A 19,309-nucleotide genomic window follows, 5' to 3' on the forward strand; every position below is an offset into this window, starting at 1 on the left:
TATAAGACACCGGCCCTCCGCCTCCTTGATTAATAGATCTTTTCCCCGCGCACCCACCCCAACACCAAAAGGGCGCCCGCGCCCCTGGGTAGCGCGGCCGCCTCGACTGATGTCTGTTACTGCGCCTGGACGGTGGCGATGCGGTTGGTGAGCATCGTGACGAAAGGAGCGCGGGCGCGGGTCTGCTGTTCGAAGGCCAGCAGCTGGGCCAGCTCCTCGACGGTCAGCATCCGCAGCCGGGCGCGCAGCTGGGCCAGCGTCATCGCGGGGTAGTCGTAGCGGATCGCGACCTCGGGGGCGACGACCTCCGCCGCGGCGGGCTCCTCGGCGGGCTCGATGACCTCTTGCTCGGTCTCGAGCAGCAGCAGCGACGCGGGCACGACCTTGCCGTTGGTCTGCGTGGCGTCGCCCTCTTCGAACAGATCGAAGCGGCTGGTGTGGCCGTTGGTGGCAGGCGCGGGCTCGATGTCCTCGTCGAAGGTGGCCCACTCGGGCTGCTCGGCCGGAGCCGAGCCGAGCCGCTCGAACACACCGTCACCCTTGAGCGCGAGGCTGGTGACGAACTGCTGCACATGCATCGTGGTCTGCAGCACACGACTGAGCGCGGTGATCGGGAAATTGACCGCGGCGACGGGCAGTCGCCGGGTCTCTTCTAAGGCATACACGGCGGCGCCGGCGGCCACCCTGGCCAGGAACGGAGGTCGAAACATGCCCCCAGCCTGCCGCAAACCGGGTGTGATGCAAAGGTCCAGGCCCCTGTTATGTGACTTTCGCCCCTTGATCCGACCTGATCCGGCCCTTCGCACGCACGTAAGCTGTGGAACATGACCTCGGCAATCCCCTTGAACGTCGGTATCACGCGCTCCGCGGGCGCGAACGCTGCCGGTGGCAAGCGCGTGCTGCTGGCCGAGCCGCGCGGCTACTGCGCAGGCGTCGACCGCGCCGTCGAGACCGTGGAGAAGGCGCTCGAAAAACACGGTGCCCCGATCTACGTGCGTAAGGAGATCGTGCACAACCGCCACGTCGTGGAAACGCTACGTGAGCAGGGCGTGATCTTCGTCGACGAGACCGACGAGGTGCCGGAGGGCGCACTGGTCGTGTTCTCCGCGCACGGTGTCGCGCCGATCGTGCACGAGACCGCGGCCGAACGGAACCTGCGCACCATCGACGCCACCTGCCCGCTGGTCACCAAGGTGCACCAGGAAGCCAAGCGTTTCGCCCGCGACGACTTCGACATCCTGCTGATCGGCCACGAAGGCCACGAGGAAGTCGAAGGCACCGCCGGTGAGGCACCCGAGCACGTGCAACTGGTCGACGGGCCCGACTCGGTGGACAAGGTGACCGTGCGCGACCCGTCGAAGGTGATCTGGCTGTCGCAGACCACGCTCTCGGTCGACGAGACCATGGAGACCGTCGAGCGGCTGCGCGAACGATTCCCGACGCTGCAGGACCCGCCCAGCGACGACATCTGCTACGCCACCTCCAACCGCCAGACCGCGGTCAAGGCGATGGCACCCGAATGCGATCTGGTGATCGTGGTCGGCTCGCGCAACTCGTCGAACTCGGTGCGACTGGTCGAGGTGGCGCTCGGCGCTGGAGCGAACGCGGCCTATCTGGTCGACTACGCGCGCGAGGTCGATCTGGCCTGGCTCGAGGGTGTGCAGACCATCGGCATCACCTCCGGCGCTTCGGTGCCGGAGATCCTGGTGACCGGGGTACTCGACCTGCTGGCCGAGCACGGCTTCGGCGAGGTACAGCCGGTGACCACAGCCAACGAAACACTGGTGTTCTCCCTACCACGCGAACTACGGCCGGCCCGCTCCCCCGCCTCCCCGTGACTTCAAGCCAGATCTGGAGTGCGGGGAGATTCACGTTGGCGGCCAGACGGTGGTGGTGGCTCAGCTAGCCCGTACCCGGTGAGTTACCCATGTTCGTGTGAGATCAGTGGGTCGCACAAAAAGAAGATCCCCGCCTTATAGGCGGGGATCTTCTTTGGTTTCTTTAGCCGTTATCCGGGCGGCGGCGTTCTGTTCGGGTGGAGTCGGCGCGATCGCGGTAGCGCACGTTCGGCTGTGGGTGTGGGGGTGCTTCGCCTCGGCGGCGTGGGACGCGGGCAGGCTCGGGTTCGCGTGGTGCGGCGGCAGCGCGTGTGGCGCGGGGTTCATTGCCGCGTGTGGCGCGGGGCTCGCGGGGTCTGGCGGCGGCGGGAGCGCGTTTCGGTTCGGTGGGCCTGGCGGGGCGGCGGGCCGGGCTCGCCATATCGACCTCGGTGTCGGGGTCTGGGTCGTCCAGGACGGCGGTGGCGCGCCGGGGGCGTTTGCGCGCGGCGGTGGCGAGGTCGGGGGTCGGCTCGGGGCGGCGGCGCTTGACCGGCGTCCGTTCGGACCGGCGGTCCGGCGTGGGGCGAGCCGTCTGGGGCGCGCGCTTGGCGATCGCGATCCTGGCTCCACCTATGGCCAGTACCAGCACGGTCGCCAGTGCCATCGTCGGGAAACGCTCCACCAGCGGGATGATCAAGTTCATCAGAACGTCTTTGATCGACGTGGTGGCACGCCCACCCAGCATCTGGCAGGCCAGCGGCACCGCGACGAACAGCAGCAGCGGCGGCATCACCATGGTGGAGAACAGCCCGCGGAAGCGCACCGCGCAGACGGCGAGCACACAGCCGAGCACATACAGCGCCGAGAACGTGCCGGTCGGATAGGTCTCGCCGCCGAGTCCGTCGATCAGGAACCCGAGACCCGTCGCGCCCGCGGCGAGCAGAATCGCGGCCCAGGCGGGGATGCCGGGTACCGAGGGCACGATCGAACGTTGCGGCGCGGGCACCCGGGGTCGCGCACGTTGGGAAGCAGCCACACCAAGACACTAACTGCACATCGGCCCCGTAGGCGCTACGGCACGGGGATCTCAGACACGATCCTCGGCGTCGGCGAACGCGACGACGCGTGGTCGGGTGTCGGTGAGCCGGATTGCCGGGAGCTCCTGATCGCCGACGCCGAGATCGTGCATCCGGCGCGCGGTGACCATTACCCGCGACTCCACCGAGCCTACTGTCGCGTTGAAAGCCGCTACGGCCTTACCGAGATTCACGCCCAGATTGTCCAGATGCTCGGCGACCTTGCCCACCCGGACGTAGAGCTCCTTACCCAATTGCTGCACCGTTGCCATATCGCGCGAGAGCGCTTCCTGTCGCCAGCTGAACGCCACCGTGCGCAGTAGCGCGATCAAGGTAGTGGGGGTTGCCAGAATCACGTTCCGGCCGAACGCGTACTCCAGGAGATCGGCATCGGTGGTGAGCGCGGCGTCGAGGAACGGGTCGCCCGGTACGAACAGCACGACGAACTCCGGCGCCGGATCGAAGGCCGCCCAGTACGCCTTGTCGGCCAGCTGGTCGACGTGGGCGCGCAGGTGCTTGGCGTGGCGGGCCAGGAATTGCGTGCGTGCGCCGGGATCGTCGGTGGTCGCGGCGTCCAGATATGCCGAGAACGGCACCTTCGCGTCGACGACGATGTGCCTGCCACCGGCCAGCCGCACCACCATGTCGGGCCGGACCGACCCTCGATCGTCGCCGCCGGGCCGACTCACCTGGGTATCGAAATCGCAGTGCCGGGTCATCCCGGCCAGTTCGACGACCCGTTCCAGCTGGATCTCGCCCCACCGTCCGCGCACCTGCGGCGCACGCAGCGCGGCCACCAGCTGGCCGGTCTGGTCGGAGAGCCGATGCGAGGTGCGTTGCATGCCCGCAACCTGTTCGCGCAGTCCCGAATACGCGTCGATCCGATGGTGCTCCACCTGCCGGATCTGCTGTTCCAGCGCGCCGACCGCGTCGCGCAGCGGATCCACCATCGCGCCGATCGCGGCCGAATGCCTGCGCGCCGCATCCTCATTGGCCGAGTGCAGCGACTGCTGCAGCAACCGTTGATTGTCCCCGGCCGCGGCGAGCCGGGCCTCCGCGGTGGCGGCGCGTTGCCCACCACGGGCGGAATGCCCCAACCAGCCCAGACCGAAGCCTGCGGCGAAGACGAAGACGAGCGCGACGAGCATCGAAGCGGTCATGGGAGGCGATACTGCCCGAGGCCACCGACAAGTTCGCAATTCACCGGCAAACCGGGCGTGGTCGCGGCGGACCTGGCATCGTGCGCCGTGCTGCGCGCCACGCCGGTGAATTACACGCGTGTGGTGCGTCGATTGAATTCTGTCGGGGGTGTGCCCTACGGTTCGCGACATGCGGATCCTGCACACCTCCGACTGGCACATCGGGCGCACCTTTCACGGTGTCGACCTGCTGGCCGATCAGGCGCGGGTGCTGACGGCCGTCGCGGAGCTGGTCGCGGCCGAATCGGTCGACGTGGTGGTGGTGCCGGGCGATATCTACGACCGCTCGATCCCCAATGCCGATGCCATCGGGGTCTGCAATCGTGGCTTCGAGGCGATCCGGGCGGCGGGCGCGACGATCATCGCCACCTCGGGCAACCACGATTCGCCCGCCCGGCTCGGCGCGGGCGCCAGCTTCGCGGCGGCCGGTGGTTTGCACCTGTGCACGAGGGTCGCCGACGCGCACCGGCCGATCGTGCTGTCCGATGACGACGGTGCGGTGGCGTTCTACGGCATCCCGTATCTGGAACCGGAGATCACCCGCATCGAACTCGATGTGCCGCAGGCGCATTCGCACGCGGAGATCCTCGATGCCGCGATGGCGCGGATTCGCGCCGATATCGCCACCAGGCCCGGCGCTCGCACGGTGGTGCTCGCGCACGCGTTCGTGACCGGCGGGGAAGCGACGGGTTCGGAACGGTCCATCTCGGTGGGCGGTGTGGAGACGGTGTCGATGTCGGCCTTCGACGGCATCGACTATGTGGCTCTGGGGCACCTGCATTCGCCGCAGACGCTGTCGGAGTCGGTGCGCTACAGCGGATCTCCGCTGCCGTATTCGTTCGGCGAGAGTTCCCATCGCAAGGCGGTGTGGATCGTCGACCTCGATGCCGAGGGGCTCGCCGCGGTGCATCGCCACGATCTGCCGCTGGTCCGTGGGCTGAGCAGGATCACCGGCACCATCGAATCCCTGCTCACCGACAACGAATTCGCCGCGGCCGAAGAGCATTACGTGTCGGCCACGCTCACCGACACCACCCGTCCGATGGACCCGATGCGTAAGCTGCGCGAGCGGTTCCCGCACGCGGTGCACGTGGAATGGGCACGCCCGGAAGGTAATCCGGAGCTGCACTACCGGGAGCGGGTGCACGGTCGTCGCGACGCGGAGGTCGCGGCGAGCTTCCTGACCGACGTGCGTGGCACACCGAGCAAGGGGGAGATGGCATGGGTGGAGCGTGCGCTGGCGGCCGCGGTGAGCGAGAACGACCTGGTCCGTGCCGAATCCGGCCAGGAGCCGGTCGCGTCGGAGCTGACTGCGTGAGCCCGCGCGCCGCGTTCGCGGTGGCGGCACTCGCCGGTGGCCCCGCGTGAGGCTGCATCGGCTCGAACTCACCGCTTTCGGCCCGTTCGCCGAGACCACAGTCGTCGATTTCGACGCGCTCGGCGCCGACGGGCTGTTCCTGCTGCACGGGCACACGGGTGCGGGCAAGACGACCATCCTCGACGCGATCGCCTTCGCCCTCTACGGCAAGGTGCCCGGTGCGCGCGGCGAGAGCAAGCGGCTGCACTCCGATCACGCCGATCCGCAGACACCACCGAGCGTCGTGCTGGAGGCCACCCTCGGTGGCCGCCTCCTTCGCCTGACCCGGTCGCCCGAATTCGAGCGCCCGAAGAAGAACGGCAGCGGAACCAGGCTCCTGCAACCCCAAGCCACCCTCACCTGGCTCGACGGCAGCGGCGAGAACCTCTCGCGCATCACCGATATCGGCGACGAGGTCCTGCGCCTGCTCGGCATGAGCGCCGACCAGTTCTTCCAGGTGGTGCTGCTCCCGCAGGGCGACTTCGCCAAGTTCCTGCGCGCCGAGAACGAAGACCGCGAGAAACTGCTCGAAAAGCTCTTCGACACCCAACGTTTCGGCACGGCCGAGCACTGGTTGTCCGATCGCCGCCGCGCCGCCGCGGCCGAGCTGGAATCCCGCAAACAGGGCATCGACCGCCTGATCACCAAGGTCGGCATGGCAGGGGGCTACGGCGGCGCGGAATCGGTCGGCGTACTCGACGCGGTGACGTGGTCCCAGGAACTGCTGGCGACCGCGCGGACCGCGCTCGCCGAGGCGACCACGAATGCCGAACTGCGCCACAAAGAATCGGCCGAAGCCCGCACCGAAGCCGAAGAGCAACGCCGCATCACCGAGCTCCACACCCGCACGGCCGCAGCCCGAGCCGAACTGGCCACCTACACCGCGTCCGCTCCTCGCCGCGCCGAACTCGAACACGAACTGGTCCAGGCCCGTCGCGCCGAACCCGTCGTCCAAGCCATCGACGAGGCACGCTCCGCCGTTCGCGCCCTCCGCCGTTCGGAGACCGCGACCCGCAGTGCCACCGGTGAACTGGCTGATCAGCTGCGGGCACCGGCGGCCGCCGACATCACGGGCGTTGACCTGCTGACCGTGGTGACGGATGACCCAATCGGCCCAGCGGATGGACGTGACGCCGCCGCACCGGGCGCCGGTGTGCTCGATGTCGGTGGCGACCTCGATGCCGCGATCAGTCAGTGGAACGCGTTGCTCGGTGTGCTCGGCGAGGTTCGTGCAGATGTGGTGACCGCGCGTCAGCTCACCGCCGATCTCGCTGCGCACGAGGGGGAAGCCGGTCGTCTCACGCAACGTTCGGGCGAGCTGGCGCGGCGGCGGCTCGAACTACCGGCCGCGATCGGCTCGGCGCAGGAACAGTTGCGTGAGGCCACCGACGCGGCTGCCGCGTTGCCCGGAATTCGCAACGAGCTGAGCAAGTGGCAGGACTCGGCAGCGGCGGCTGTCGAAATTGCGCGTCGCCGACCAGCTTTGGACAAAACGCGGACCGAACACGATTCCGCTTGGCGCGTTCACCTCGAAGCCAAGGAGCGGGTCCTCGATGTGCGTGCCCGCCGCCTCGCGGGCATGGCCGCCGAGCTCGCGGGCGCGCTCACCGACGGTGCGCCGTGCACGGTCTGTGGTTCCGCCGAACACCCTGAACCGGCGCGGCCCACCGATGACGCGGTGTCCAAGGAAGCCGAGGACACCGCGCAGGCGGCCGAACAAGCAGCAGAGGCCGCGCGGGATCGTATCGCCGAACGCATCAGCGTCATCGAACGCGAGATCGAGGCGCTGACCGCGCGCGGTGGCGACGCCGACCCCGTCACCCTCGCCGATGCCGTCCGCACCGCCACCCACCGCTTCGACGACACCGCGGAAGCCGCCGAACGTACGCCCGCCCTGACCAGCCGGCTCGAAGCCCTGCGCACCGAGGAAACCGCCCTCCACGACCAGTCCCGTGACCTCGACGCCCGCCTCGGCACCATCACCGCCAACATCACCACCACCCGCACCCGCCTCGACGAACTCACCACCCGCCTGCGCACCGCCGCGGGCGCCGACAACACCGTCGACGCCCGCACCACCCGCCTCGAATCCCTCATCAGCGCAGCCACCACCCTCCGCACCGCCCGCACCGAGGAATCCACCGCCCGCGATGCCGTCCGCACCATCGCCACTCGCGTGGAAAACCTGGCCCGCACGGCCGGTCTCGTGCCGGAGGGATACGAGGAGCAGGTGCGGTCGGAGGTACCCGCTGCACCGGCCGATGTCACCAGTGGAACTGCGGCCCAGGATGTTTCGGCTGACGCCGATCCAGAGACTGGCGACGATGCCGAGCTCGGCACCGATGAGGAGACGAGTGCGGCCCCCGCGCAAACGTTCCGTGACGAGCCTGAAATGCCCAGCCTGTTCGATCTGTTCGATGAAGATCCCATCGACGAGGAACCAACCGAGGAGGTCCCGGCCGTCGAACCATCGGCGCCTCGCGACGACATCGCCCTCCTGACCGCCTACGCCCAGGTCGTCACCGCCGTCGCCCGGACCGCGCGGCAGCAGTCCGCGATCGAAGCCGAACTCACCGCCGCGGACCGGGCCCGTGCGCATGCCGAGGCGGTGCTCGCCGAACCGCAGATCCGTGCTGTCGCCGAGCAGATCCCGGGCGACCTGAAAGCGCTCGAGCAGCGCTTCACCGAAGCTCAGAGCGCGCTCACCATGGCGGTGGCAGCCCAGTCGGCGGCCACCGAGCGAGTCGCCCAGCTCGAACAGCTGGGGACGCAGCTGTGGGGAGAGGTCGAGCGGATCGCGCCCGCGCAGCGTGATTTCGACGAGCTGGCGTCCCTGGCGGAAGTGGTCGCGGGCCGTGGTGAGAACAACAGGCGAATGTCGTTGCGCTCCTATGTCCTCGCGGCTCGACTCGAAGAGGTCGCGGTCGCGGGGTCGCTGCGGCTGCGCCGAATGTCGGGCGGCCGTTACGAATTCGTCCACTCGGACAAGGCGGGCCCACGGGGCAGGCGCGGTGGCCTCGGCCTCGACGTCCGCGACGACTACACCGGCGTCGTCCGCTCCGCGAAAACCCTGTCCGGTGGCGAAACCTTCATGGCCTCACTGGCATTGGCGCTCGGCCTCGCCGACGTGGTCGCCGCCGAATCCGGCGGACTGGTCCTGGACACCCTGTTCATCGACGAGGGCTTCGGCAGTCTCGACGCCGACACCCTCGACGCAGTCATGGGGGTCCTCGATGAACTCCGCGCGAACGGCCGCGTGGTCGGCGTCGTCAGTCACGTCGACGAAATGCGCCAGCGCATCCCCACGCGCCTGCACGTCCTGCGCGGCCGCACCGGCTCCCACCTCGAAGCCACGGTCGACTAGCCGTCGGGTACTTTGCCGCGAGCCCGACGGAGCCGCCGTCACACGCACCTGCTCTGTAGCCGTCAGATGAAGCACCTCGCCGGCGGGACGGCGGAGGACTCGGCGTGCAGCGGCAGGGCTGGAGGTGCGTGGCCGATCAACGTCGCGCGCATCGAGACAGCGTCAGCAGGGCGCGGCTGGTGATTGCGTCCGGTCGTCCGGCACCGCCGCTTCCTGGCGGACGACCGGCGCGAAACCGGGGAGTCGACCGTCGACGAGCGGGATCATCAGCTGGACCAGCGGCCCGATCCCGAAGGCGTAGACCAGCGTGCCGATCCCCACGCTGCCGCCGAGGAACCAGCCGGTGGCCAGTACCGAGACCTCGATGCCGGTCCGAACAGACCAGACCGGCCAGCCGGTCCGCGCTACCAGTCCAGTCATCAGTCCATCGCGTGGCCCCGGACCCATGCCCGCACCGATGTAGAGCACCGTCGCCGCGGCGTTCACCACCACCGCGGCGACCATGGCCAGTATCCGCAGCCACAGTCCGTCCACGGCCGGGATCAACCACAACCCGGCGTCGACCGCGATCGCGATCACCACCACATTGCTGATGGTCCCGAGCCCCGGCCGCTGCCGCAACGGAATCCAGGCGAGCAGCACGGCGATTCCGGTCAGGGCGGTCACCACGCCGAAACTCAACGGCACATGCGAGGCGACGCCCTGATGGAACACATCCCACGGGTCGAGCCCGAGCCCCGCCCGGATCATCACTGCCATCGATGTGCCGTACAACCACAAACCGACATACAGCGCGAGCAGGCGACGAGTGAGCATAGGTACCAGAATCCGGCCTACTGGACCTAGAAAGAAGAGCCAATCAGGGATAACTGGACTGATCTGTGGTTCCGGCCCTTTTATGCCTCGTGCGCGAGCAACCAGGCCTTGGCCTCCAGCCCCCACCGGAACCCGCCGAGCGCTCCGCCGATCCGCAGCACGCGGTGGCACGGCACGAACAGTGCGGCGGAGTTGCGCGCGCAGGCGTTGGCCGCTGCCCGCGTGGCCGCTGGACGCCCGGAGAGCCCGGCGAACTCGGTATAGGTAACCGGCTCGCCTGCGGGCACCTTGCGCAGGACCTCCCAGGCGTGGACCAGGAACTCGCCCGACTGCTGACGCACGGGAATCGCGTCGATCGCGGTGAGGTCGCCCGCGTGATAGTCGATGACGGCCTGGGTGACCGCGCCGAGCGAATCCCGTTGCCGCAGTTCGGTCGGACGCAACGTGGCGTGGATGAGGCCGGTCAGCGTGCCCGCGTCCCCGGTCCAGCCCGAGGCGAGCACGGCGCCGTCGCCGTCGATGATGGTGGTGAACGGGCCGATCGGCGTGGGGACGGTCGCGACATCGGCGTGACGAAGAGCGGTGTCAGTCATGGTGTTTTCGCTTCCTGAAGGGCGGGTTCACGGACAAGCGCGCCACGATGTTCGAGCGCGGTCTTCCACAAGTGCATGGACAGATAGGAGCGCCACGGCGCCCAGCGGGTGGTGTTGTCGAGGTCGATCCCCGCCCGCGCGGCGCCTTGGCGAACCACCAGGTCGGTGCCGAGCGGAATGTCGGGATCGGCCAGGGATCGCATGGTGACGTAGTCGGCCGTCCACGGCCCGACCCCGTCGAGCGCGAGCAGGTCGCGCCGCAGGTCATCGGCCGTGCGACCGGAATGCAGGACCAGTTCGCCGTCGGCGATCGCCCGTGCCGCGGACACGATGGCAGCGACCCTGCGCGCGGGCCCGGTCAACACCTCGGCACCGTGCTCGGCGATCGCCTCGGCAGTCGGGAACAGCCGAGGCACCGGCCCGTCGATCTGCTCGCCGAGCGCTTCCACCAGCCGTGCGATATGCGTCCCCGCCGCACGCACCGAGATCTGTTGCCCGATCATGGTGCACAGCAACAAGTCTGAGCCCTCGAGGCATCCGGGTACCCGGATGCCTGGTGTGAAACCCAGCCCTGCGCTCGCAACCGCTGCGGTTCCCGAATGTGGTGTGGCATGGTCTGATTCGCCGGAACCATTGCCGATATGACCGGCGCTGTCGACGGAGCGGATGGCGCCGTAACCGAGGTTGCCGATTCCCGCCGCCCGACCGATGCCCAGCGCGCTATCGATACCTATCGGATCCGCATCCAGGTCGAGCAGATGCCGCACCCGCGCCACGGTCGGAGCGAGGTCGCGCATATCCCGCAGCGCCAACTCGGCCCGCACGTGCCCCGGCTGAAACGACAGTCGAATAGTCGCGTGGCCGTGGGGGGTTCGCAGGCTGCGCGTATAGACGCCGTCCTCCCACAGCTCCATCCCCGGCACCGCGTGCGCCGAGAGGAACCAGCTCAGCCAGCCGGTATCGAGCGGCTCGCGATACGGCAGCCGCAACGTGAGCAGACCGGGTGTGCCGGGTGCGACGACATCGGCGCGCGGTGATCGGCGTAACTCGCTCCGCATCGTCGTCGGACTCACCGCGAACACCTCGCGCACGGTGTCGTTGAACTGCCGAATGCTGGCGAACCCCGCCGCGAACGCGATATCCGACATCGGCATCTCGGTGGTCTGAATGAGCAGCCGCGCGGTATGCGCACGATGCGCCCTGGCCAGCGCGAGCGGCCCGGCCCCGAGTTCGGTGGTGAGCACCCGCGTGAGCTGACGCTGCGAATAGCCCAAGGTAGCGGCCAAGCCGGGCACCCCACCACGCTCGATCACCCCGTCGCCGATCAACCGCATGGCCCGCGCGGCCAGATCGGCCCGCACATTCCACAGCGGTGAACCGGGTGCGGCATCGGGCAGGCACCGGCGGCAGGCGCGATAACCGGCCTGCTGCGCGGCCGCCGCGGTGGGCAGGAACGACACATTGACCCGCTTGGGCGTGATCGCCGGGCACGACGGCCTGCAGTAGATGCCGGTGGTGCGCACCGCGGTGAAGAACTGCCCGTCGAAGCGGGAGTCACGGGTGGAGACCGCCCGGTAGCAGCCCTCGAAGTCCAAAGCAGTGATGGTCACGAGTTCCACAATGGCACCCATCCCGGCGGGGTGCTAGCGGAAATCGGCCACCGATCCTCTAGCGGCGCGCACCCGGGTCAGCAGCAGCGATTGGTCGGATTTCGCTCGGCTTCGGCGTAGCGTTCGCGCCAGTAGTCACGCACGGAGGGCACCGGAGACCCCGGATGATTGCGGCGCAAATGGGCTACGTAGCGCTCGTAATCCTGGCCGCCGTTGATAGCGCTGTACCACCGGGCGACTCCCCGAGCCGCCGCCCAGACCCGCCTGAACATCGCTCGAGCAGCACCGGCGGTGCCGACCACTGGCACAGGAGTGCGGACGGCCGATCCACTGAACCGGCCGTCCGCGTCCCTGACCACACGCACACTCAAGAGACGTGCGCCGATCCGGGCGCGCTCACCTTGCCCTCGGCGATCAGCACATCCCATTCCTTCTGCACGTCCTTCTCCTCGGCGGTCGCGACAAAACCGCTGGGGGAGAAGATCTTCGACGGCTGCTCCTCGGATTCGGTGCTCGACACCGTGCCCGTACGGATCGCCTTCACACACACCATCACACCGACGGCGGTGACGATCAAGACCAGCACCGCGAACACGATCGAGAGCGTGCCCTGGATGAAGGTATTGCGGATCGCGATGTCGACCTGCTCCGGTGTCTTCGCCGTCAGGCAGGCCTTGCCCGCGTCCTTGGCGGCCTGGCACATGCTGTGCTGCTTCCAGAAACCGAGTTTGGGATCGGCGGAGAAGATCTTCTGCCAGGACGCGGTCATCGTGACCAGCAGATCCCACGCCAGCGGAATGCCGGGAATCCACGCCCACTTCCACTGTCCGCGCTTGACGATGATCGTCAGCACCACGGTCAGCGCGATCGCGGCGAGCAGCTGGTTGGCGATGCCGAACAGCGGATACAGCGCGTTGATACCACCGAACGGATCGTTGACGCCCATCAGCAGCACCCCGCCCCAGCCCGCGACCACGATCAGCGAGCACAGCCAGGCGCCGATCCGCCACGACGGATCACGGAACTTCTTGAACCCGCCGCCGAAGTTGCCCAGCGCGTCCGAGACCAGGAATCGCGCGACACGAGTGCCCGCGTCGATGGTGGTGAGGATGAACAGCGCCTCGAACATGATCGCGAAGTGGTACCAGAACGCCTTCATCGACGCGCCGCCGAGGAATTCGGAGAAGACCTCGGAGATGCCGATCGCCAGGGTCGGGGCGCCACCGGTGCGCGAGACGATCGAATTCTCGCCCACATCGGCGGCCGCGTCGGCGAACAATTCCGGCGTCGCGGGCGGACCGGACAGGCCGAGCGTATTCGTGAACTTGGCGGCGCCTTCCGCCGTGCCACCGGTGAGCCCGGCCGAGGCGTTCATACCGAAGTACAGGTGCTGGTCGATGATCGAGGCGGTGATGATCGCCATCACCGCGACGAACGACTCCATCAGCATGCCGCCGTAGCCGATCATCCTGGCATTGGATTCCTTGGCCAGCAGTTTCGGCGTTGTGCCCGAGGAGACCAGTGCGTGGAAGCCCGAGAGCGCACCACAGGCGATGGTGATGAAAAGGAACGGGAACAGACTGCCGGCGAACGCGGGACCGGCACCGGTGTGCGCGAATTCGGAGACAGCGGGCGCCTTCAGCACCGGCATCGTGATCACGATGCCGACCGCGAGCAGCACGATCGTGCCGACCTTCATGAACGTCGACAGGTAGTCGCGCGGGGCGAGCAGCAGCCACACCGGCAGTACCGAGGCGATGAAGCCGTAGGCGATCAGGCACCACGCGATGGTGGTCCGCGAGAGCGTGAACCAGTCCGCGCCCCACTCTGTTTCGGACACCCAGCCGCCGCCGATGATCGCGGCGAGCAGCAACACGATGCCGATGGCGGACACCTCGCCGACCGCACCCGGGCGCAGATACCGCAGGTAAACACCCATGAACACCGCGATCGGGATGGTCATCGCGATGGAGAACACGCCCCAGGGGCTCTCGCCGAGCGCGTTCACCACGACCAGCGCGAGCACCGCGAGCAGGATCGCCATGATCACCAGAATCGCCACGATCGCCGCGACACCGCCGACCACACCGAGCTCGTCACGCGCCATCTGGCCGAGGCTGCGGCCACGTCGACGGGTCGAGGCCCACAACACCAGGTAGTCCTGCACCGCTCCGGCGAACACCACGCCGACGATGATCCAGATGGTGCCGGGCAGATAACCCATCTGCGCGGCCAGCACCGGACCGACCAGCGGGCCCGCGCCCGCGATGGCGGCGAAGTGGTGCCCGTAGAGCACCCGCCGGTCCATCGGCATGAAATCTTTGCCGTTGTCATAGATTTCGGCGGGCGTGGCCACGTCGTCGCGTGGCTTGGTGATCTTCCACTCGATGAACCGCGCGTAGAAGCGGTAGGCGATGATGTAGGTACAGACCGCGGCGATCACGATCCACACCGCGTTCACGGACTCGCCGCGCACGAACGCGATGATCGTCCACGCGATGGCGCCGAGTACGGCGATCCCCGCGAACACGGCCTTCTTCGCGGGCGTGATCGGCGTGCGATCGACGACACCGACCGGAGGCAAGTCCGGATCGGTCCGCAGATATTCGATGGTCGCCATTGACTCAACTCTCCTGTATAACGCGCAGAGCCTCGGGTGAAGCAATCGACAACGTAGCCGATCGCCGAACTGCGACGGAGAGGATCGCACACGTTCGTGCGCAGAATGAAGTTTTGTTCAGATGGTCATTCGCCCCGGTAGGTTCCGAAGCTCCAGAGGTTGCCTTCCGGGTCGGCGGCGCTGAAGCCGCGGGAGCCGTAGTCCTCGTCGCGCAGGTCGCGGATGATCGTCGCGCCCGCGGCCTTCGCCCGGTCGTAGAGCGCGTCGGGCTTGTCGGTGACCAGGTAGAGGTTGGCGACGCCCGGCAGGCGGGTGCCGAAGGGGGAGTCGTCGCGGCCGGTGGAGCCGAACATGATGCCGCCGCCGCCCGGCCAGCGCAGTTCGCCGTGTTCGACGATGGAGTCGTCGTCTTGCCTGGCGTAGACCGCGGTTGCTTCGAAACCGAAGGCGGTGGTGAGGAATCGGATCATGGCGCGGGCATCGTCGAAGGCGAGGCAGGGCCAGATGATGGCGTGGGTATCAGTTGAAGTGTCCATGTGTTCAGCCTCGCGCTTCGAGAGCATTCGGGTCTTGGACGGATGGAATCTCCTCGGCGAGCCAGGCGGTGGGGGCGATGCCCGCCAGTTCGGCGAAGTCGCGGTTCAGGTGGGCTTGGTCGTAGTAGCCGCAGGTGGTCGCGATCTGGGCGATGGAGATATAGGAGGGGGTGCTGGTCAGCATGCGCCTGGCCCGCTCGAACCGGATGATCCGCGCGGCCAGTTTCGGGCTCGCGCCGAATTCGGCGGTGAACTTGCGGGTCAGGTGCTGGCGGGTCCAGCCGATCCGGTCGGCGAGCGGGTTGATCGAGCAGGTGCCGCCGGTTTTCACGAGAGCGTGCCAGGCCCAGGTCAATTCGGGACCGGCAAGAGTTTCGGTTCGTGCCGCCGCGGTGAGGGCCTTGTCGCAGGCGGCGAACCGGCTCGGCCAATCCTGTTGTGATTGCACAGCATCAGCGAGTTGATCGCCGAGAGTGCGTTGCGCTTGGGAACATTCGATCGAGATATCCCACAGCTCGCTCGCGGGCATACCGAACAGCACCCGGCAACCCAGCGGGGTCAGCTCGATCGCCACGCCTTCTTGGAAACCGGTGTGCGCGATCATCGCTGGACCCGCCTGCAGGCCGCTCAGGACACAGCGGTAGCTGCCGGGGGCTTGGTGCGGGTCGGTCTGCTCGACGACATCGATCGTCGGGCCGACCGCGACGATGAAGGTCATGTGCCGTGATGGCAGGCCGCGGTGCAAGCCGGGCTCGAATCCCGCGAGTCGATAGCCCACGTACCGGTCGATGAACGCTGCCAGCACCGGCGCGGGGGCCGCGGTCACCACCTCCGTGGTCGCCTCCATACGGCAACGCTACGCCGGGTGTGTGGGATTACCCACGCGTCTGGGGCATCGCCGCGGGGTAACCGAACCGTGAAGGTGCTCTCCGCCACGCGGCGGAGGCGGTGAGATTTCGCACTCGCGGGCTCACGGCCTGTGGAAACACGAGGTCAGCCGGTTAATCTTGCGCCTTCGCTCAATTCTGTAGGAGGTGTCATGCGGCGGGTTCAGTACGAACGCAGCAGTGGTTCGGAGATGCTCGAGGTCGTCGCGGCCGACGTGCCGGTGCCCGGTATGGGTGAGCTGCTGGTCCGGGTCGAGGCCATCGGGGTCACGCTGTCGGCGATCCGGCGGATCAGTGCCGCGCCTGTCGCACAGATGCGTGCCGAAGTCGCTGGTGAGGTAGTCGGGGTCGGGGACGGGGTCGATGGATACGGCGTCGGCTATCGCGTGGTCGGGCTGTGTACCTCCGACGCCTATGCCGAGTACGTCGTGCTCGCCGCCGACCAGGCTTCCGCCATTCCCGACGGCGCCTCCGCGGTCGACGCCGTCGCGCTGATGCGCAGCGGACTCGTCGCCCTCGGCGCGCTCGACACCGCGACCCCGCGTGAGGGCGAAACCGCGCTGGTCACCGCCGCTGCCGGTGGTGTCGGCCATCTCGCCGTGCAGCTGGCCAAGGTGCGCGGGGCGAGCTGGGTCATCGGCGCGGTATCCGACGAGTCGAAGATCGATTTCGTGCGCGAACTCGGTGCCGACGAGGTGTTCACCTACGACCAGCTGCACTGCGGCAAGCAGGCCGACTACGCCCTCGACGGCGTCGGCGGCACCGGTCTGGGCGGCACCCTCGCCGGTCTCGCCGAAGGCGGCCGCGCGGTCACCTACGGCACCGGCGGCGGCCTCATCGACACCGAAGACCTTCTCGCGGGCGGCAAATCCCTCACCGGTTTCCGGATCGGCCGTCTCGCCCAGCGCGACCCGGCTCGCTACGAGGACCTGCGCCAAGAGGTCTGGCAGTACTACGCCTCCGGTCTGCTGCACCCGGTCGTGCACGCCGAGTTCGCGCTCGACGACGCCGTCGCCGCACACGCGGTGATCGAGCAGCGCGCCAACCTGGGCAAGGTCGTCCTCGTTCCGTGATCGCCGCTGGAACCCGCCCCGGCCGACGGGGCGGGTTCCGGTGATTCGGGCATGGTCGCGGACCCGTAGACTCTGCTCCTTGTGAGCCTCACCCTCGGAATCGTCGGCCTGCCCAACGTCGGAAAGTCGACGCTGTTCAACGCGTTGACCAAGAACGACGTGCTGGCCGCGAACTACCCGTTCGCGACCATCGAGCCCAACGTCGGCGTGGTCCCGCTGCCCGACCCGCGGCTGAACAAGCTCGCCGAGATCTTCGGCTCCGAGAAGATCGTGCCCGCCGTGGTGTCGTTCGTCGATATCGCGGGCATCGTGAAGGGCGCCTCCGAAGGCGCGGGTCTGGGCAACAAGTTCCTCGCCAACATTCGTGAGGCCGACGCGATCTGCCAGGTCGTGCGCGTGTTCGCCGACGACGACGTGATCCACGTCGACGGCCGGGTCGACGCCGCCGCCGACATCGAGGTCATCGAAACCGAGCTCATCCTCGCCGACCTGCAGACCCTCGAGAAGGCCATCCCGCGTCTCGAGAAGGAAGCCAGGGTCAAGAAGGACCGCAAGCCCCTGCTCGACGCGGCCAAGACCGCCGAAGGGTTCCTGAACGAGGGCACCACCCTGTTCGCCGCGGGCAAGAAGATCGACGCCGAACTGCTCCGTGAGCTCTCCCTGCTCACCATCAAGCCGTTCCTCTACGTCTTCAACGCCGACGAATCCGTCCTCACCGACGAGGCCAAGCTCGCCGAACTGCGCGCGACCGTCGCCCCCGCCGACGCGGTCTTCCTCGATGCCAAGGTCGAAGCCGAACTCCTCGAACTCGACGACGAATCCGCCCTGGAACTCCTCGAGTCCATCGGCCAGACCGAACCGGGCCTGCACGGCCTCGCCCGCGCCGGCTTCCACACCCTCGGCCTGCAGACCTACCTCACCGCAGGCCCCAAGGAATCCCGAGCCTGGACCATCCACCAGGGCGACACCGCCCCCAAGGCCGCGGGCGTCATCCACACCGACTTCGAGCGCGGCTTCATCAAGGCCGAAATCGTCGCCTTCAACGACCTGGTCGACGCTGGTTCCATGGCAGCAGCCAAGGCCGCGGGCAAGGTCCGCATGGAAGGCAAGGACTACACCATGGTCGACGGCGACGTCGTGGAGTTCCGCTTCAACGTGTAATTCGTTGCGCCTGGGGTGAATTGAAGGAGCCCCAGGCGCATGAATTGCTTCAGAGGCGACACTGGGGCGTTCCTCATCAGGATAGCATCTGCTGGTGCCAGGGGACCATGTCGCGACCGATGTGTGGGATCTGCTGTCCGAGCACAGGCTCGACCCGTTCCTCAGGGTCGCCGATGGTGATCGCGATGCCGCTTTGGCGCTCTACGCGTGGTCCAGTCGAACAGCCGCGGTCTCGTTCGAGGTGGTCGGGCATCTCGAGGTGCTGCTACGCAACGCCCTGGATCGGGAGCTCCGGAACCACTTCGATGAGACTTCGATCGGGATTCCGTGGTTTCTGATGCCGATTCCCGACGGTGCCGATCTGTCTGTCGCGGTGGAGACTGTTCGGACGCGCCTGCGTCCGATGAATCGTGAGTCGCGACACCAGATTGTTGCGGGACTCAGCTTCGGATTCTGGTCAGGTCTGCTCGGTCGGAAATACGAGCAACTCTGGCGTGACTGCCTGCACCGCGCCTTTCCGAACTCATCTGGCCAGCGCAAGCAACTGGCGGTCGCCGTCGAGGGCGTTCGCAAGTTTCGAAATCGACTGGCACATCACGACAGCCTGCTGAACGTGGACGTCCCGTTCGAGATCCGCCGAGTCCTCGAGGTCGCCGGGTATATGGATGTGTCGGCGGCCAAGTGGCTACAGCAGGTGAGCACGGCAATGGACCAGTACGCGCAGCGCCCGATCGCAGCTTCCGACACCGCCGTTGTGGCGGCGAAGCGTCGACTCTCACATCCAGGTCGACATCCCGCGCATCCAGCATCGGCGCGACAATGTCGATTGGTCCTCGGGATCCGCGGATCGGTTGCGCGCCTCGGCGGACCCGATGGATCGCAAGATCGCTCGTGTGATCGACGAATCTCGTTCGGAGGGTTGGACCGATGGCACCTATCAAATCTTTCTGTTGACGCGTGCAGGCGATCCAGTACATCGTCAGCTCGTCAATCCTCTGCCGCACAATGGCATCGGTCGAGGCTCTGCTTTCACACAGAGACAACGCTATGTGTCGCTGCACGCGCTCGAGACTTCGATCGGCACCTCCGAGCTTTGAACCGCTCGCTGGAAGTTGAAGTAGGTCTGCAGGCCGAGGGTCGGAAGCTGTAGCGGTATGCCATATGTCTTCAACGACTTGCTGTCTCGGCTCGTCGGAT

At 67.6% G+C, this 19,309-nt stretch carries 16 protein-coding genes; 6 read left to right on the plus strand and 10 right to left on the minus strand.

The window, feature by feature from the left end; all coding sequences use genetic code 11:
* Positions 1 to 116: 116 nt before the first annotated feature.
* Positions 117 to 710: a lipid droplet-associated protein gene (locus ACFWPX_RS05505; protein ID WP_378926346.1), complete on the minus strand. Its 594-nt coding sequence runs from the start codon at positions 708 to 710 to the stop codon at positions 117 to 119.
* A 114-nt stretch (positions 711 to 824) separates the two neighbouring features.
* Between ACFWPX_RS05505 and ACFWPX_RS05510 the strand changes: the two genes are divergently transcribed.
* On the plus strand, positions 825 to 1,838 hold the full coding sequence (locus ACFWPX_RS05510; protein WP_378926347.1) for a 4-hydroxy-3-methylbut-2-enyl diphosphate reductase: 1,014 nt from the start codon (positions 825 to 827) through the stop codon (positions 1,836 to 1,838).
* Positions 1,839 to 2,001: 163 nt separating this feature from the next.
* Here ACFWPX_RS05510 and ACFWPX_RS05515 read toward each other — a convergent pair whose 3' ends face one another.
* Positions 2,002 to 2,856 (minus strand): DUF6542 domain-containing protein, encoded by an 855-nt coding sequence (locus tag ACFWPX_RS05515; protein ID WP_378926348.1) that lies wholly within the window; start codon positions 2,854 to 2,856, stop codon positions 2,002 to 2,004.
* 51 nt (positions 2,857 to 2,907) lie between these two features.
* Complete coding sequence (locus ACFWPX_RS05520; RefSeq protein WP_378926349.1) at positions 2,908 to 4,056, minus strand: DNA recombination protein RmuC; 1,149 nt, start codon at positions 4,054 to 4,056, stop codon at positions 2,908 to 2,910.
* Between the two features lie 169 nt (positions 4,057 to 4,225).
* Between ACFWPX_RS05520 and ACFWPX_RS05525 the strand changes: the two genes are divergently transcribed.
* Positions 4,226 to 5,413 (plus strand): exonuclease SbcCD subunit D, encoded by a 1,188-nt coding sequence (locus ACFWPX_RS05525; RefSeq protein ID WP_378926350.1) that lies wholly within the window; start codon positions 4,226 to 4,228, stop codon positions 5,411 to 5,413.
* Positions 5,414 to 5,459: 46 nt separating this feature from the next.
* Entirely contained in the window at positions 5,460 to 8,816 is a 3,357-nt protein-coding gene (locus tag ACFWPX_RS05530; RefSeq protein ID WP_378926351.1) for an AAA family ATPase, read from the plus strand.
* 162 nt (positions 8,817 to 8,978) lie between these two features.
* Here the strand turns inward: ACFWPX_RS05530 and ACFWPX_RS05535 are convergent, their stop codons facing one another.
* The 7 genes from ACFWPX_RS05535 to ACFWPX_RS05565 form a co-directional block, all read right to left on the minus strand.
* Positions 8,979 to 9,632, minus strand: coding sequence for a YitT family protein (locus tag ACFWPX_RS05535; protein ID WP_378926352.1), 654 nt, complete (start codon positions 9,630 to 9,632; stop codon positions 8,979 to 8,981).
* A gap of 80 nt (positions 9,633 to 9,712) precedes the next feature.
* The gene (locus ACFWPX_RS05540) at positions 9,713 to 10,225 is read right to left on the minus strand and encodes a methylated-DNA--[protein]-cysteine S-methyltransferase (RefSeq protein WP_378926353.1); all 513 of its coding nucleotides are present in this window, start codon (positions 10,223 to 10,225) and stop codon (positions 9,713 to 9,715) included.
* A complete protein-coding gene (locus ACFWPX_RS05545; protein ID WP_378926354.1) occupies positions 10,222 to 11,856 on the minus strand; it encodes a DNA-3-methyladenine glycosylase 2 family protein in 1,635 nt (544 codons plus the stop codon). The genes ACFWPX_RS05540 and ACFWPX_RS05545 overlap by 4 nt, the downstream gene beginning before the upstream one ends.
* A 56-nt stretch (positions 11,857 to 11,912) precedes the next feature.
* Positions 11,913 to 12,107: a YbdD/YjiX family protein gene (locus tag ACFWPX_RS05550; protein ID WP_378926556.1), complete on the minus strand. Its 195-nt coding sequence runs from the start codon at positions 12,105 to 12,107 to the stop codon at positions 11,913 to 11,915.
* A gap of 95 nt (positions 12,108 to 12,202) precedes the next feature.
* Positions 12,203 to 14,455, minus strand: coding sequence for a carbon starvation CstA family protein (locus ACFWPX_RS05555; RefSeq protein WP_378926355.1), 2,253 nt, complete (start codon positions 14,453 to 14,455; stop codon positions 12,203 to 12,205).
* A 125-nt stretch (positions 14,456 to 14,580) separates the two neighbouring features.
* Positions 14,581 to 14,991, minus strand: a complete 411-nt coding sequence (locus ACFWPX_RS05560) for a VOC family protein (protein ID WP_378926356.1) — start codon at positions 14,989 to 14,991, stop codon at positions 14,581 to 14,583.
* A 4-nt stretch (positions 14,992 to 14,995) separates the two neighbouring features.
* Positions 14,996 to 15,838, minus strand: coding sequence for a helix-turn-helix domain-containing protein (locus ACFWPX_RS05565; RefSeq protein ID WP_378926357.1), 843 nt, complete (start codon positions 15,836 to 15,838; stop codon positions 14,996 to 14,998).
* A gap of 192 nt (positions 15,839 to 16,030) precedes the next feature.
* On the opposite strand from ACFWPX_RS05565, the gene ACFWPX_RS05570 reads away from it, so the two are divergent.
* The 3 genes from ACFWPX_RS05570 (at position 16,031) to ACFWPX_RS05580 (ending at position 19,262) form a co-directional block, all read left to right on the plus strand.
* A complete protein-coding gene (locus ACFWPX_RS05570) occupies positions 16,031 to 16,951 on the plus strand; it encodes a zinc-binding alcohol dehydrogenase family protein (RefSeq protein ID WP_378926358.1) in 921 nt (306 codons plus the stop codon).
* An 81-nt stretch (positions 16,952 to 17,032) separates the two neighbouring features.
* Positions 17,033 to 18,112 (plus strand): redox-regulated ATPase YchF, encoded by a 1,080-nt coding sequence (ychF, locus tag ACFWPX_RS05575; RefSeq protein WP_378915358.1) that lies wholly within the window; start codon positions 17,033 to 17,035, stop codon positions 18,110 to 18,112.
* A 94-nt stretch (positions 18,113 to 18,206) separates the two neighbouring features.
* Positions 18,207 to 19,262, plus strand: a complete 1,056-nt coding sequence (locus ACFWPX_RS05580) for a hypothetical protein (protein WP_378926359.1) — start codon at positions 18,207 to 18,209, stop codon at positions 19,260 to 19,262.
* Positions 19,263 to 19,309 lie beyond the last annotated feature (47 nt).

Source organism: Nocardia sp. NPDC058518 (assembly GCF_042719655.1).
Taxonomy (GTDB): domain Bacteria; phylum Actinomycetota; class Actinomycetes; order Mycobacteriales; family Mycobacteriaceae; genus Nocardia.

Coding starts and splice junctions, on each gene's coding strand:
- ACFWPX_RS05510 (WP_378926347.1), top strand. CDS start 825: ATGACCTCGGCAATCCCCTTGAACGTCGGTATCACGCGCTCCGCGGGC.
- ACFWPX_RS05570 (WP_378926358.1), top strand. CDS start 16,031: ATGCGGCGGGTTCAGTACGAACGCAGCAGTGGTTCGGAGATGCTCGAG.
- ACFWPX_RS05560 (WP_378926356.1), bottom strand. CDS start 14,991: ATGGACACTTCAACTGATACCCACGCCATCATCTGGCCCTGCCTCGCC.
- ACFWPX_RS05520 (WP_378926349.1), bottom strand. CDS start 4,056: ATGACCGCTTCGATGCTCGTCGCGCTCGTCTTCGTCTTCGCCGCAGGC.
- ACFWPX_RS05555 (WP_378926355.1), bottom strand. CDS start 14,455: ATGGCGACCATCGAATATCTGCGGACCGATCCGGACTTGCCTCCGGTC.
- ACFWPX_RS05525 (WP_378926350.1), top strand. CDS start 4,226: ATGCGGATCCTGCACACCTCCGACTGGCACATCGGGCGCACCTTTCAC.
- ACFWPX_RS05545 (WP_378926354.1), bottom strand. CDS start 11,856: ATGGGTGCCATTGTGGAACTCGTGACCATCACTGCTTTGGACTTCGAG.
- ACFWPX_RS05565 (WP_378926357.1), bottom strand. CDS start 15,838: ATGGAGGCGACCACGGAGGTGGTGACCGCGGCCCCCGCGCCGGTGCTG.
- ACFWPX_RS05505 (WP_378926346.1), bottom strand. CDS start 710: ATGTTTCGACCTCCGTTCCTGGCCAGGGTGGCCGCCGGCGCCGCCGTG.
- ACFWPX_RS05535 (WP_378926352.1), bottom strand. CDS start 9,632: ATGCTCACTCGTCGCCTGCTCGCGCTGTATGTCGGTTTGTGGTTGTAC.
- ACFWPX_RS05540 (WP_378926353.1), bottom strand. CDS start 10,225: ATGACTGACACCGCTCTTCGTCACGCCGATGTCGCGACCGTCCCCACG.
- ACFWPX_RS05550 (WP_378926556.1), bottom strand. CDS start 12,107: ATGTTCAGGCGGGTCTGGGCGGCGGCTCGGGGAGTCGCCCGGTGGTAC.